15 protein-coding genes and 1 pseudogene are annotated in these 12,711 nt (G+C 71.7%); 4 read left to right on the plus strand and 12 right to left on the minus strand.

Going from position 1 to position 12,711, the window contains the following annotated elements; genetic code table 11:
• Window positions 1-28: 28 nt before the first annotated feature.
• Window positions 29-409 carry a thioredoxin gene (gene trxA, locus Q8A52_RS11455; protein ID WP_316750718.1) on the minus strand — a complete coding sequence of 127 codons (381 nt, stop codon included), beginning with the start codon at window positions 407-409 and terminating at the stop codon, window positions 29-31.
• A 119-nt stretch (window positions 410-528) separates the two neighbouring features.
• On the opposite strand from trxA, the gene Q8A52_RS11460 reads away from it, so the two are divergent.
• Complete coding sequence (locus Q8A52_RS11460) at window positions 529-1,962, plus strand: dihydrolipoyl dehydrogenase family protein (RefSeq protein WP_316750720.1); 1,434 nt, start codon at window positions 529-531, stop codon at window positions 1,960-1,962.
• An 11-nt stretch (window positions 1,963-1,973) separates the two neighbouring features.
• On the opposite strand, the gene Q8A52_RS11465 is transcribed toward Q8A52_RS11460, so the two are convergent.
• The 7 genes from Q8A52_RS11465 to Q8A52_RS11495 all read right to left on the minus strand — a co-directional run bounded on the left by Q8A52_RS11465 (window position 1,974) and on the right by Q8A52_RS11495 (window position 5,977).
• The gene (locus Q8A52_RS11465) at window positions 1,974-2,129 is read right to left on the minus strand and encodes a hypothetical protein (protein WP_316750722.1); all 156 of its coding nucleotides are present in this window, start codon (window positions 2,127-2,129) and stop codon (window positions 1,974-1,976) included.
• A gap of 104 nt (window positions 2,130-2,233) precedes the next feature.
• Window positions 2,234-2,887, minus strand: coding sequence for a peptide deformylase (locus Q8A52_RS11470; RefSeq protein ID WP_316750724.1), 654 nt, complete (start codon window positions 2,885-2,887; stop codon window positions 2,234-2,236).
• Between the two features lie 197 nt (window positions 2,888-3,084).
• The gene (locus Q8A52_RS11475) at window positions 3,085-3,432 is read right to left on the minus strand and encodes a tetratricopeptide repeat protein (protein ID WP_316751032.1); all 348 of its coding nucleotides are present in this window, start codon (window positions 3,430-3,432) and stop codon (window positions 3,085-3,087) included.
• A gap of 62 nt (window positions 3,433-3,494) precedes the next feature.
• Complete coding sequence (locus Q8A52_RS11480) at window positions 3,495-3,941, minus strand: MarR family winged helix-turn-helix transcriptional regulator (RefSeq protein WP_316750726.1); 447 nt, start codon at window positions 3,939-3,941, stop codon at window positions 3,495-3,497.
• Window positions 3,938-4,426, minus strand: a complete 489-nt coding sequence (locus tag Q8A52_RS11485; protein WP_316750727.1) for a MarR family winged helix-turn-helix transcriptional regulator — start codon at window positions 4,424-4,426, stop codon at window positions 3,938-3,940. Before Q8A52_RS11485 ends, Q8A52_RS11480 begins: the two co-directional genes overlap by 4 nt.
• Window positions 4,427-4,514: 88 nt before the next feature.
• Window positions 4,515-5,480, minus strand: a complete 966-nt coding sequence (locus tag Q8A52_RS11490; RefSeq protein WP_316750729.1) for a pirin family protein — start codon at window positions 5,478-5,480, stop codon at window positions 4,515-4,517.
• 167 nt (window positions 5,481-5,647) lie between these two features.
• Window positions 5,648-5,977 (minus strand): TfoX/Sxy family protein, encoded by a 330-nt coding sequence (locus tag Q8A52_RS11495; protein ID WP_316750731.1) that lies wholly within the window; start codon window positions 5,975-5,977, stop codon window positions 5,648-5,650.
• A 153-nt stretch (window positions 5,978-6,130) separates the two neighbouring features.
• Between Q8A52_RS11495 and Q8A52_RS11500 the strand changes: the two genes are divergently transcribed.
• Window positions 6,131-7,036, plus strand: a complete 906-nt coding sequence (locus tag Q8A52_RS11500) for a LysR family transcriptional regulator (RefSeq protein ID WP_316750733.1) — start codon at window positions 6,131-6,133, stop codon at window positions 7,034-7,036.
• Window positions 7,037-7,045: 9 nt separating this feature from the next.
• Here Q8A52_RS11500 and Q8A52_RS11505 read toward each other — a convergent pair.
• A pseudogene (locus tag Q8A52_RS11505) lies at window positions 7,046-7,596 on the minus strand (GNAT family N-acetyltransferase).
• Window positions 7,593-8,192: an HD domain-containing protein gene (locus Q8A52_RS11510; protein ID WP_316750736.1), complete on the minus strand. Its 600-nt coding sequence runs from the start codon at window positions 8,190-8,192 to the stop codon at window positions 7,593-7,595. Before Q8A52_RS11510 ends, Q8A52_RS11505 begins: the two are co-directional and overlap by 4 nt.
• A 56-nt stretch (window positions 8,193-8,248) precedes the next feature.
• Between Q8A52_RS11510 and Q8A52_RS11515 the strand changes: the two genes are divergently transcribed.
• A complete protein-coding gene (locus Q8A52_RS11515) occupies window positions 8,249-8,923 on the plus strand; it encodes a transmembrane-type terpene cyclase (RefSeq protein WP_316750738.1) in 675 nt (224 codons plus the stop codon).
• Between the two features lie 7 nt (window positions 8,924-8,930).
• Here Q8A52_RS11515 and Q8A52_RS11520 read toward each other — a convergent pair whose 3' ends face one another.
• Window positions 8,931-10,805 carry a glycoside hydrolase family 47 protein gene (locus Q8A52_RS11520; protein ID WP_316750740.1) on the minus strand — a complete coding sequence of 625 codons (1,875 nt, stop codon included), beginning with the start codon at window positions 10,803-10,805 and terminating at the stop codon, window positions 8,931-8,933.
• A 388-nt stretch (window positions 10,806-11,193) separates the two neighbouring features.
• On the opposite strand from Q8A52_RS11520, the gene Q8A52_RS11525 reads away from it, so the two are divergent.
• Window positions 11,194-11,559, plus strand: a complete 366-nt coding sequence (locus tag Q8A52_RS11525; RefSeq protein ID WP_316750742.1) for a cupin domain-containing protein — start codon at window positions 11,194-11,196, stop codon at window positions 11,557-11,559.
• A 69-nt stretch (window positions 11,560-11,628) separates the two neighbouring features.
• On the opposite strand, the gene Q8A52_RS11530 is transcribed toward Q8A52_RS11525, so the two are convergent.
• Window positions 11,629-12,600 (minus strand): NAD(P)-dependent alcohol dehydrogenase, encoded by a 972-nt coding sequence (locus tag Q8A52_RS11530; RefSeq protein ID WP_316750744.1) that lies wholly within the window; start codon window positions 12,598-12,600, stop codon window positions 11,629-11,631.
• Window positions 12,601-12,711 lie beyond the last annotated feature (111 nt).

Raw genomic sequence — 12,711 nt, forward strand, 5'->3', positions numbered from 1 at the left:
GACACGGCCGTTCCCGGGAATCGTGGGACTACTCGCCCTGCGTGCCGGCCTGCTGCTCGGCGATGCTCTTGCGGACCTCGTCCATGTCCAGCTTCCGGGCCTGCCCGATGACATCGGTCAGGGCGGCCTCGGGCAGCGCGCCCGGCTGCGAGAACACGGCCACCTGGTCACGGACGATCATCAGCGTCGGGATCGACTGGATGCCGAAGGCCGCCGCCAGCTCCGGCTGGGCCTCCGTGTCCACCTTGCCGAACACCAGGTCCGGGTTCTCCTGCGCGGCCTTCTCGTAGACCGGGGCGAACATACGGCACGGCCCGCACCAGGACGCCCAGAAGTCGATCAGGACGAACTCGTTCTCCGTGACCGTCTGGTCGAAGTTCTCCTTGGTGAGCTCCACGGTGCTGCTCATGCGTGATCCCTACTTCCTGCTGTGGGGGCGAAACCGTCCGCACAACACGGCGGCCCGGGTACCTATTCCGCGCGCTTACCCATGTGGTCTCCGGGCACACCACCCACCAGACTGACCCCATGACGGAAACGGAATCCATCGCTTACGACGTCGTGGTGCTCGGGGCCGGACCCGTGGGGGAGAACGTGGCCGACCGCACCCGTGCGGCCGGACTGTCCACCGCGGTCGTGGAGAGCGAGCTGGTCGGCGGCGAGTGTTCGTACTGGGCGTGCATGCCCAGCAAGGCCCTGCTGCGCCCGGTCATCGCCCAAGCCGACGCCCGACGCCTGCCCGGCCTGAGCCAGGCCGTCCAGGGCCCCCTCGACACGGCCGCCGTCCTGGCCCGCCGCAACGAGTACACCTCGCACTGGAAGGACGACGGCCAGGCCCGCTGGCTCGACGGCATCGGCGCCCACCTGCACCGCGGCCACGGCCGCCTCGCCGGACCCCGCACGGTCACCGTGACCGGCACCGACGGCGAGACGACGACCCTCACGGCGCGGCACGCCGTCGCCGTCTCCACCGGCACCCGCGCCCTCCTGCCCGACCTGCCCGGGCTCGCCGACGTGAAGCCCTGGACCAGCCGCGAGGCCACCGCCGCACAGGCCGCTCCCGGCCGGCTGATCGTGGTGGGCGGCGGTGTGGTCGCCACCGAGATGGCCACCGCCTGGCAGGCCCTCGGATCGCGGGTCACCCTGCTGGTCCGCGGCAAGGGCCTGCTGTCCCGCATGGAGCCCTTCGCCGGCGAACTGGTCGCCGAGGCCCTCACCGAGGCCGGCGTCGATGTCCGCACCGGCACCTCCGTGGAATCCGTGACCAGGCAGAACGGCACCGTCGTGGCGATCACCGACGCCGGCGACCGCATCGAGGCCGACGAGATCCTCTTCGCCACCGGCCGCGCCCCGCGCACCGACGACATCGGCCTTGACACGATCGGCCTGGAACCCGGCTCCTGGCTGCCGGTCGACGACAGCCTCCGCGTCACCGGCAGCGGCTGGCTCTACGCAGTCGGCGACGTCAACCACCGCGCCCTGCTCACGCACCAGGGCAAGTACCAGGCCCGCATCGCGGGCGCCGCCATCGCCGCCCGCGCCTGCGGCGTCCCGATCCTGGAGACGGACCCCTGGGGCGCCCACGCCGCCACCGCCGACCACCACGCCGTACCCCAGGTCGTCTTCACCGACCCCGAAGCCGCCGCCGTGGGCCTCTCCCTGGCCGAGGCGGAACAGGCCGGACACCGCGTCCGCGCGGTCGACGTCGAGTTCTCCTCGGTGGCCGGAGCGGGTCTGTACGCCGACGGCTACCGCGGCCGCGCCCGCATGATCGTCGACCTGGACGAAGAGATCCTGCGCGGCGTGACCTTCGTCGGCCCGGGTGTCGGCGAGCTGATCCACTCGGCGACGATCGCGGTCGCCGGCCGGGTCCCGGTCAACCGCCTGTGGCATGCGGTGCCGTCGTATCCGACGATCAGCGAGGTGTGGCTGCGGCTGCTGGAGGCGTACCGGGACGTGTGACGCCGGCCGGCTCAGGGCGCCGACAGGGCGCCGAGTCCGGTCAGCCGGAGGGCGAGCCAGTGCTCGTCCACCAGCGCGTACCCGAGGTCGGGGGCGGCGGTCGGATCGGTCACCGTCCCCGGCAGCGGAACCGTGAGGGGATCGCGGTCGGGCCGGGCGGGTTCCACCCGCGCAGGGGCTCGTCCGCGCAGGCGGCGGCGATCAGGTCCTGGCCGGACCGCTCCCGTCGCCGTTCCGGCGAGCAGTGCGGCACGGGGTTTCGCCCGCCGGTTCACGGCAGCCGGAAGCCCAACTCCTCGGCCGCCCTCTGTGGTGTCGCCTGCGTCCACCGCTCCGCCATCGCCTCGTTCGACGACAGCGACCGGAGTTCCGCGCGGTCGAGGTAGAGCTTGCCGTCGAGGTGGTCCGTCTCGTGCTGGACGATCCGGGCGGGCCAGCCGGTGAAGAGCTCGTCGAGTGTGCGGCCGTGCTCGTCCTGGGCGTGCAGCCGCACCTCCGCGTGCCGGGCCACCACCGCCTGCCAGCCCGGGACGCTCAGGCAGCCTTCGAAGAACGCGGCCCTGGTGGTGCCGACCGGCTCGTACGACGGGTTGACCAGTACGCGGAACGGCTGCGGCACCCGGCCCCGGGCCAGCCGTACCTCTTCCGGTACCGGCGCCGGATCCTCGACGACCGCGATCCGCAGTTCCACCCCGACCTGCGGCGCGGCGAGGCCGACGCCAGGGGCCGCGTGCATGGTGACGCGCAGGGCCTTGACGAACCGCGCCAGCAAGGCGGGCTCCAGCTGCCCGTCGTACGGCTCGGTGCCGCGCCGCAGCACCGGGTCGCCGGCCGCGACGATGGGCAACGGGCCTTCAGCGGCAAGGAGTTGCTCTACTCGCTCGGCGAGGGGCACACGAGGGACGCGGCCATGGGGAGTTGACATCGCGTCAGCATGACACGGCACTGCGCCCTCTCCGGTGACGCAGGTCACTTCATCGGTCGGGAACCCGGGCTCCTCACGGTCCGACTACTGGACCGTCATCCCTGAGGAACGAGTCCCCCACCGTAGGACCACCGCATGACGAACGGGGGCCCGGTTCCTGGTCGGTGAACCGGGCCCCCGTGTGCCGGGTGTCCTTCTCAGCCGCGGTCGAAGTCGCCCGCGAGCGCCGAGGCGATCCGCAGGTGCTGCTCCGCCTCCTCGTGCCGCGCCTGCCGCTGGAGCGTGCGGCCCAGCAGCAGCCGGGCGTAGTGCTCCACCGGGTCGCGCTCGACGATGACGCGCAACTCGGCCTCGGCGCGCCGCAGTTGGGCCGAGTGATAGTAGGCGCGCGCCAGCAGCAGCCGGGGTCCGGTCTGCTCCGGCATCTCCTCGACCAGCCCGGCCAGGACGCGTGCCGCCCCCGCGTAGTCCTTGGCGTCGAAGAACTGCTGGGCGCGCTCCCAGCGCTCCGCCGCCGTTCCGTGGTCGTAGTACCTCGTGTCCACCTGGGTCTCCACTCCTGACCTCCTTCGAGGCGGACAACGGAACCCGGTGGTTCAATATTCCACTACTTGCTCAGGGTGGTCAGCTCGGCGTTGGCACGCTCCGTGACCAGCGTCAGCACACGGCCGGCGACGGCCCGGTCCTTCTCCGGGATGCCGTCGTAGATCCGGGCGGCGATCGTCGCGGTCTCGGTGGAACCCTTGGCGTACAGCTCCCGTCCGGCGTCCGTGATCCGCATGCGGGACGGCCCCTCCTCGGTCAGCAACCCCGCGGCGATCAGCTCTGCGATCGTGCCGTGCACATCGGACGCGTCGACCTTCACCGCGCCGGTGACGCCGTCGACGAGCGTGTCGCGCTCGACGGGGCCGTCCGCCACGGCGGCCAGGCGCAGGGTGATGAACTGCTGGAAGGTGACGTCGTACTGGGAAAGGACGCGTTCCAGGACGGCGCGTGCGGCGTAGTGGGCGAGGGCCACGACGCGACCGTCGACGATGGGTGCGCTGGTGGTCATGACTGCTCCGTCTCGTTGTCGGACGTGCTGAACGGGTCGAGTGGTGCGTCGAGCAGGGTTGCCAGGTCCCGGGTGAACTCCCGGGTCCGCGTGCTGTCGAGCCCGCCGAGCGGCTCCAGCAACTGCTTCAGGAGTCCGTGGACCACGTCGATCGCCCGCCGGGTGACCTCGCGGCCCTCCTCGGTGAGTGCCAGCTGTACGGCACGCGGGTCGTGCGGATCCCTGGTGCGTTCGACGAGGCCGGCCGATTCCAGGCTGCGGGCCAGCTTGGACACGTACAGGGCCTCCAGGCCGGTGTGGTCGGCGAGGCGGCGCTGGCTGGGCCGCAGGCCGGAGCGCTGCATGCCGTACAGGGACGCGACGAGCGAGTACTGCGCGTGGGTGAGTCCGAGCGGAGCCACCGCACGGTCGACCGCGACCCGCCACTTCATCGACAGCCGCCACACCAGAAAACCGGGCGTGGCCCCTTCGGAACCGTTGCTCATGCAGTTACCGTACATGGCTACTATGTCCATGGCTACTATTCTTGACGCGTGAAGGTTCGGGTGACCGCAGCACGTCCCCGGAGGCGGGCTAGCGCGTGCGACCCCGCGGCTTCAAGGGCGTCGGCGGGAGCTCGGGCGCCGCCAGCGGAGCGCCGTCGTACCCCTTGACGTCACCGAAGCGAGAGCCCGTCGTCCAGTCCGCGCGGGCCTGCTCGATCTCCGCCTGAGTACGGCCGACGAAGTTCCACCACATGATCAGCTCTTCCTCGAACGGCTCGCCGCCGAGCAGCATCAGCCCCGCGTCCGACTCGGCACGCAGCGGCAGTTCGGTGCGTCCGCTGCCGAGGTAGAGCATCGAGCCCGGCAGCACGGGCACCCCGTCGACGTGCACCTCGCCGGACATCGCCAGGACGCCGTACTCGAAGTCGGGTTCGAGCGGCAGCCGGACGTCGGTGCCGTGGCTCAGCGCGAGGTCGGCGCCGACGATCGGCGTGTACGCCGTACCGGGCGAGGCCGAGCCGTCCAGGGCGCCCAGGACGACCGTCGCCGTGAGGCCGGGGGAGGTGACCGTGGGCAGTTCGGGGTGATGCTCGAAGTGGGGGTCGGTGTCGCGGTGCGCGTCGGGCAGCGCGACCCACAGCTGTGCGCCGTGCAGGAAGCGGGCGTGCGGCCGCGGGCTCTCCTCGGAGTGGCTGATGGCGCGGCCCGAGGTCATCAGGCCGAGCTCCTTCGGCCTGATGGTCTGCAGACTGCCGGTCGAGTCGCGGTGCAGCACCTCGCCCTCGTGCAGCCAGCTCACCGTCTGCAGCCCCATGTGCGGATGCGGCGGGACCTGCATGCCCGGCTCGTCGGCGATGTCGTCCGGGCCGTAGTGGTCGACGAAGCACCAGGCGCCGATCATGCGGCGCCCCAGATTGGGCAGCAGCCGCCGTACCGCGGTCGACTCGCCCAGCCGGACCTGACGAGGACTCAGCAGCTCCCGGACGGGTTCCGCGACGACGAACCCCCGGCCGCCGCACACACTGGGCACCGCATGACGGTCAAGATTGCTCATGCCGCACAACCTAGCCCCGGCGCGGCCTCACCGGCAGACCAACGCCTCGGCACGGCCGCCCGTTCGGCCGGTCGCGAAGCCGCCGTGAGTCACCGCGGGCCGCCGCGAGCTGCCTCGGCGGAACCTCGGCGTCCGTGCCGTCGCGGTCCTCGCCCGGGACCTGCGCCTCACTTGGGCGGCAGGCCCGCCGCGAAGCCGTGTCCCTCGTCGATCCACTCGCCCAGGACCGCTTCGTCGGTCAGGGCCGGGCCGGCGACCAGGATCCAGCCGCGCATCGGGCGGCCGGCCCGGTCGAAGAGGCGCGCTCCCGGGCGGGCCAGGGCCGCGTCGGTGGCGTCGGGGGCGATACGCACGATCAGGTCGTCACCGCTCACGCCCACGGCCATGTTGCCGTGGCACAGGAAGCCGATCCCGCCGAACATCTTCTTCTCCACGATGTCCGGATCCCCGCCCAGCCTCTCCCGGATCCGCTGGGCCAGTCCTTCGTCGTATGCCATGAGGAGCCTCGCTTCCGGCCGACCCGGCGCGGATGCCGTCATGCCGGCCGGTCGTGACTCCAGGATCCGCGCAGCCAAGGGCCATAGGCAACCACTGGGGCTTGGACTGTCCGGCATTGGAAGATCTATGGGACGCGGACCATACTCGGACGGGTGGACAGCTCCTCCCTCGACCTGAACCTGCTGCGCACCTTCCTGGCCGTGTACCGGTCGGGCTCCTTCACCGGCGCCGGGCAGTTGCTGGGGCTGTCGCAGCCCACGGTGACCACCCAGATGCGCACCCTGGAGCGGCAGGCCGGACGGGAGCTGTTCGAGCGGCTCCCCAGGGGCGTCGCACCGACGGCGGTCGCCGACGAGCTGGCGGCGCGGATCGCCGCACCGCTCGACGAACTCGCGGCCGTGGCGGGCCCGCGGCCCACGCCGGACGGCCGCGCCGACCCGGTCCATCTGGCAGGCCCCGCGGAGTTCCTGTGCATCAGTGTGCTGCCCGCCCTGGCACCGCTGGTGGCGGAAGGGGTACGGCTGCGCGTGGCGACGGGGCTCACGGACCCGCTGCTGGACGAACTGCGTGCGGGCCGCCACGACCTGGTGATCTCCACGACCCGCCCGCGCGGCCGCACCCTGAGCGCGGTCCCGCTCGCGGACGAGGAGTTCGTGCTGGTCGCCGCCCCCGTGTGGGCCGAGCGGCTGAAGCGGCAACTGGCCGTCGAGGGACCCGCCGTGCTGCACTCGGTGCCCCTGATCACCTACGCCGAGGATCTCCCGATCGCCCGCCGCTACTGGCGCCACGTCTTCGGCCGGCGGCTCTCCTGCCCCGCCGCCGTGACCGTGCCCGATCTGCGCGGTGTCCTGGCGGCGGTGACCGCGGGCGCGGGCTTCACCGTCCTGCCCCGCTACCTCTGCCTCGACCAGCTGGCCTCCGGCGCCCTCGTAGCGCTCCACGAGCCCGACGATCCGCCCATCAACACGGCCTTCCTGGTCCAGCGCCCCGGCCGGTCCGAGAACCCCGGCGTGGCCCGCGTCCGCGACCACCTGCTGCACATCGCGCGGTCCTGGTAACGACGGCCGTCAGCGGAGCCACTCCGGCGCCGGCACCGCCCAGATCTCCTCGTCGTGCCGCTTCCCCCGATAGAGGTAACTCTCCCGCAGTACCCCGGCCTTGCTCATCTCGAGCCGCCGGGCCACGGCGATGCTCGGCCCGTTCTCCGGGGACACCCACCACTCGACGCGGTGGACTCCACGCTCCCTGACGGCCCAGTCGATGAGCACGCGCGCGGCACGGGTCACCAGACCCCGGCCCACCGCGGCCGGCTCCAGCCGGCAGCCCGCCTCGGCGATCCCCCGCCCCACGTCCAGCCTGCGCAGCACGACGGCGCCGACGAGCTCGCCGTCCACCCGGACACCGGCGATACGCCCGGTGCAGGCGCGGCCTTCTCCGCGTACGCGCGCAGGAACGCCCGGCTCGACTCCAGGTCCGTGACGACGTCCGGCAGCCCGTTGAACCGGCCGATGAACTCGCGCCCCCGGTCCACATGGGCCAGGAACTCCCCGGCCCGACTCGGTTCGAGAGGGCAGAGCTCGGCGCCGTCGTCGCCCAGGGATGTCACGTACTTCGTCACCTTCCTGCCAGGGGATGGGACTTCTGGTACGCCAGCCTGCGGTCGGCGTCCTCACCGATGGCCGTGAGGACCTCGTCCAGCCGCAGGAACTCCTCCCACTCCGGCCGCCCGCCGGCCCGGGAGAGCCGCGCCACGACCAGGTTCTCCAGGGCGGGGACGCGCTTGTTCTTCCAGACCTTGTCGGCCAGGCTCACCAGCAGGTCCTCCACGCCGACCCCCGGGGCGTCCCAGGACGCGTGCGTACCGGCGAACCGGGCCAGTCCCGGGTCGACCCCGTGCGCCAGCAGGAGTTCACGTCCGGCCTCCTCGTGCCGCGCGCCGGGGCCGGAGAGTTCGCCCGGATGCCGGGTCTTGCCGATGTCATGGGTGGCGGCCCCGAAGAGCACCGCCTTCCGGTCGAACTCCAGTGCCGGGCAGTGCTCTTGGGTCCACTCGGCCAGCCGTGCCGCGACATCGTGCACCGCCCGGAGGTGGGCGACCAGGCGGGGCGGGGCATCAAGTCGTTGCAGCAGTTCGGCGGCCCTCGGCGGAAGCGGTCTCAGCGGCGGGTCCCAGGTTTCGTCCACGGCGATCGAGAGCACGTTCGTGAGGGTCACCGTGCCAGAGTAGTCACCGGCGCGAGCCGGACCGGGGCGGCTTACGGAGGGCATCCATGCATGCAGTGCACACGGCGTTTCTCCTGGGGACGGGAGTCTTCTGGACCACTGCCTACGTGCTGCTGATCCGGACCGGGGTGCGGGAGCGGACGTTCGGCATGCCGGTCGTCGCGTTCGCCACCAACATCAGCTGGGAGTTCATGTTCGCCTTCGTGCGGCCGCCGTCCGGTCTCGGGCATGTCATCAACATCGTGTGGTTCTGCTTCGACGTGGCCGTCGGTTACACCGTCGTCCGCTTCGGCCGGGCCGAATTCCCCTACCTGCCCGACCGGTTGTTCCTGCCCGCGCTGGGCGCACTGCTGCTCCTCGCCTATCCGGGCATGAACTACGCCTCGGAGGAGTTCGACGCGGGCGACGGCGTCCTCACCGCGTTCGGCAGCAACCTGGCGATGTCCGGACTGTTCCTGGCGATGCTGGCCGCGCGCCGTGGGACGCGCGGCCAGTCTCCGGGTATCGCGCTGACCAAACTCCTGGGAACCGCCTGTGCCTCCCTGACGATGCTCACCGACCCCGACGGGGACCCGCGCTACGACAACGCCCTGATGTACTACCTCTACATCGGCTGCTTCGTCGTCGACCTCGCCTACGCGTACGCGGTGTTCGCCGTAGGCCGTGCCCAAGGCGCCGCCGCTTCGGGCGAGTTGGCCGCGCAGGCTGCCGTCCGGCCCTGATGCGCCCTCACACCCTCTCCAGCCGCCACTGCTGCGAGACCGCGTCACCGGCCGTCCGCTGCACCACCGCCGCGCCGTTGGCGGTGCCGTCGACGTCCAGGGCCTTGCCGCTGTTGCGGTTGACGAGGCGCTGGTAGCCGCCGCCCATCGCCTGGAGCGTCCACTGCTGGGTGGCGGTGCCGTTGTGCGCCCACTGGTTCAGGGCGGTGCCGTCCGCGGTGGAGGAGCGTGGTACCTCCAGAACCTTGCCGCTGTTGAGGCTGGTCAGCTTGGTGAGTCCGCCCGAAGTGGTGGCGATCCAGCGCTGGTTGGCGCCGGAGTGCGGGGTCCACGCGATCACCGCGCCACCGTCCGCCGTCGATGCGCCGCTCACGTCCATGACCCGTCCGGTCGACCGGTTGACCAGCCGGAAGGTGCCGCTCGGCGCGGGTGCGGCGACCCGGTTGGCGCCGCGCAGCACATTGCCCTCGGTGGTGAGGTAGTTGGTGGTGTAGTCGAAGCGCGGCGCAGCGGACCACAGCAGGTAGTAGTACTTCATGTTCTCGGAGAACCAGTACCCCGGTGTCAGATCCCCCTTGGTCGTCGGGGTCGTCGTCATGTCCGACACGATCGAGTAGCCGTTCGTGACCTTGCAGTGGTTCTTCTGTGCGTTCCAGAGCCACTTGGCGCGGTCCCGGTAGACCTCCTTGCCGGTCAGCAGCCACAGGAACAGCGCGGAGTCCACGTACTCGGGGCGCAGCTGGTACTGCGTGCTGGTCGCCGAGAGCGTCGAGTAGTCGATCCCCTCCGGCGGCAGCCGGAACGACGCCAGTGCCGCCGCCCACGAGGAGTGGTAGGACTCGCCCTCGCTGAGATTGCCGCCCTGGGCGAGCAATCCCGCGTAGAACGCGCTGAGTTCGGACTGCCGTCGGCTGAGCAGCGCCCCGCTGTTCATGTCGGCGGACCTGAACCACAGGCGCCCGTCGTAGGTCTCCCCGAGCCGGTGCAGGACCGCCGAGGTCAGGGTCTGGTACCAGCCGCGGATCTCCGTGTCGCCGAGGAACTGACAGGCGTCCCACAGATACTCGAAGTAGGAGTCCACGGGTGGGTCCACCCGGGCGGTGGGGTCGGTCCAGGCGCCGGTGTCGACGTTGAGCGTCGTCCCGACCAGGTTCAGCGACGAGCGCCGGTCGTACGGTGCCTTCAGGGCCTTCTTGGCCGCGTCGAAGTACTTCTGGTCGCCGGTCAGCCGGGACAGCCATCCCAGTTCGGTGATGTTGCTGCCGATCTCGGCGAGCGGCGCCTGGTTGCCGCTGACGGCGCCCGTGCGCAGATTGACATACCGGTACGGCGCCCCGGTCGGCGACGACGTGAAGGCCGGCAGCAGCCGGTCGGCCAGATCGCGGGCCTTGGTCAGCAGGACCGTCTCGCCCGTGCAGTGGTAGCCGGAGAGCAGGCCGCCGACCAGTCGGATGATCGTCTCGAAGACCTGCACGCTCGCGTCGCGATCGAAGTCCAGGCTCCCGCTGATCCAGGAGACGGCCGCGTCGAGTTCGCCGTCCAGCTCCATCAGGTACAGCGTGTCCAGCGACTCCACGACGGTCAGCCCCAGCGGCACCCCGCTGATGAAGAAGTCGGAGCCGGTGCCGGACACCGGGCGCAGCTCGTCGCGGCCCCAGGTGAGCCGCCGGTAGGCGGTCCAGGAGGTGAGGAACTCCTGGCGCACGTCCTCGGCGAGAGCGGGGTCGGCCGGTCCGGGCGCGGCTGCCGCCGACGCCGCTGCGGGTCCGCCGAGCGCGGCGAGCGCGGCCGCCGTCCCGGCTGCCGTGCGCAGCAGGGAGCGGCGCGTGAGCCGGGCGCCCAGCGGTCCGACCGGGATGCTGCTGGTGGGGGGTGTTGCCATGAGGGGCCTCCGTTCGGGGCGTTGACAACGTTGTCTCGGCATGGGTTCCTGGCTCAGCATGCGGGGATGACCCGGGTTTTCCGGTGAACGGACCGCGCGTCGCGGGGAGTCGGGCGTACGGGCGCGGGTCGGCCGGGCGGCGGGAGCGGCACCCGGACAGCCGAGTCTGAGGTGAATTACATGGCCATGTCAATCCTGGGAGCGGAACTGCCGCCCCGCAGGAGCCCCGCTGCACTGCGCTGTTCCCCGAATGGCGGCGCCGAGTTGACAGGCAGACGATGGACCGGTGGGGCACGGCCGCCGTCCGAACGCCTGGTGCCACCCGGGGTCGCCGGGAGACGGAGACCGGCCCCGGCCGTCGTGAGCGGCCGGAAGGGAGGACACCGTCATGCTGGAAGTGAAGACGGTCGACAAGCCGGACGAGCGGCGCGACTTCCCCCGCGGCCATCTCGAAGCGGTTCATCTCACCGGGCTCGACTTCGCCGTGGCCACGTTCGAGCCGGGCTGGCGCTGGTCGGAGTCCGTGGGCCCGATCGTGGGCACCGAGACCTGCCAGATCCATCACAACGGCTATGTGGTCCAAGGGCGGATGCACCTGCGCATGGACGAAGGCGGCGAGGGCGAGGTCGGCCCCGGCGACGTCTTCGTGTGCCCGCCCGGCCACGACGCCTGGGTCGTGGGCGACGAACAGTGCGTGGTGTACGACTTCGCGGGAGCCATGGCACAGGACTACGCGAAGGCCCCCGGGACCTGAGCGGATCCCGGTGTGCCCCGCGGTGCGTGCGGCGCCGCGGGGCACCGGCATGAACCGCGGCCGGCCCGGTCACACCGTGACGACGACCTTCCCCCGCGCGTGCACGTCCTCCAGGTACCGGATGGCCTCGGGCGCCTCGTCGAGTGCGTAGGTCCGGTCGATCACCGGGGCCAGCTTCCCGGCGTCGGCGAGCTTCCGCAGCTCCGCCAGCACCTCCTTGCTGGGCGCCGGACCGATGAGCGGGCGCAGGCGCTGGCGCACGAAGGGGGAGAGAGCGAGCCCCTTGAGAATGAGGACGGGAGCCCCGAAGAACTGCCCCGGGCTGCCCCCGCTGCCGAGGACGAGCGTCCCGGTGGGCGTCAGGGCGCGCCGGAGGCCGGAGATACCGTGGCTCGCCGCGAGGTCGAGGACCACGTCGTAGCGTCGCCCGCCGCGCGTGAAGTCCTCGCGTGTGTAGTCGACGACGTGGTCCGCGCCCAGCGAGCGGACCAGCTCGGCGTTGCGCGTGCTGCACACGCCGGTCACCTCGGCGCCGAGCGTCTTGGCGATCTGCACGGCGAACGTGCCGACCCCGCCGGAGGCTCCGTTGACCAGCACATGCTGGCCCGGCCGCACCCCTGCCACGTCACGCAGTCCGCGCAGGGCGGTGGCCCCGGCCAGCGGCAGGGCCGCCGCCTGCTCGAAGGTCAGGGCCGCGGGCTTGCGCTCCACCCAGGCGTCCGGGACGCACACGTACTCCGCGAAGGTGCCGTCGACCTCGCCGAACACCTCGTCGCCCGGCTGGAGATCCCCTACGTTCCGGCCGACCGCCGCCACCTCGCCCGCGAAGTCCCGGCCCCGGATCCGGGCGCGGGGCGCGCGCGGTCCCAGCGCCAGCCGGGCCACATACGGGTCACCGCGCATGAGGTGCCAGTCGTACGCGTTCAGCCCGGCGGCCCGTACGCGCACCAGCACCTCGTCGTCGCCCGGCACGGGCTTGTCCACGTCCCTGAGCTCCAGTACGTCCGGTGAGCCGTACCGGTCCTGGACGACCGCCTTCATGTCATCTCCCCCTTGCCGCGTACTCGCAGGTTAGAGGCAGGCCCGCCGGCCGGGCATCGGGGAAGAGCCGTAGTCCCGGGGAAGGAGGAGCGCAGGTGCGTGTAAGGGGCC

This window comes from Streptomyces herbicida, from assembly GCF_032656585.1.
Taxonomy (GTDB): domain Bacteria; phylum Actinomycetota; class Actinomycetes; order Streptomycetales; family Streptomycetaceae; genus Streptomyces; species Streptomyces herbicida.

What these genes read in the sequence shown, in the direction of transcription:
- trxA (WP_316750718.1), bottom strand. Translation starts at nt 409, where the DNA reads ATGAGCAGCACCGTGGAGCTCACCAAGGAGAACTTCGACCAGACGGTC.
- Q8A52_RS11460 (WP_316750720.1), top strand. Translation starts at nt 529, where the DNA reads ATGACGGAAACGGAATCCATCGCTTACGACGTCGTGGTGCTCGGGGCC.
- Q8A52_RS11470 (WP_316750724.1), bottom strand. Translation starts at nt 2,887, where the DNA reads ATGTCAACTCCCCATGGCCGCGTCCCTCGTGTGCCCCTCGCCGAGCGA.
- Q8A52_RS11480 (WP_316750726.1), bottom strand. Translation starts at nt 3,941, where the DNA reads ATGACCACCAGCGCACCCATCGTCGACGGTCGCGTCGTGGCCCTCGCC.
- Q8A52_RS11485 (WP_316750727.1), bottom strand. Translation starts at nt 4,426, where the DNA reads ATGAGCAACGGTTCCGAAGGGGCCACGCCCGGTTTTCTGGTGTGGCGG.
- Q8A52_RS11490 (WP_316750729.1), bottom strand. Translation starts at nt 5,480, where the DNA reads ATGAGCAATCTTGACCGTCATGCGGTGCCCAGTGTGTGCGGCGGCCGG.
- Q8A52_RS11495 (WP_316750731.1), bottom strand. Translation starts at nt 5,977, where the DNA reads ATGGCATACGACGAAGGACTGGCCCAGCGGATCCGGGAGAGGCTGGGC.
- Q8A52_RS11515 (WP_316750738.1), top strand. Translation starts at nt 8,249, where the DNA reads ATGCATGCAGTGCACACGGCGTTTCTCCTGGGGACGGGAGTCTTCTGG.
- Q8A52_RS11520 (WP_316750740.1), bottom strand. Translation starts at nt 10,805, where the DNA reads ATGGCAACACCCCCCACCAGCAGCATCCCGGTCGGACCGCTGGGCGCC.
- Q8A52_RS11525 (WP_316750742.1), top strand. Translation starts at nt 11,194, where the DNA reads ATGCTGGAAGTGAAGACGGTCGACAAGCCGGACGAGCGGCGCGACTTC.
- Q8A52_RS11530 (WP_316750744.1), bottom strand. Translation starts at nt 12,600, where the DNA reads ATGAAGGCGGTCGTCCAGGACCGGTACGGCTCACCGGACGTACTGGAG.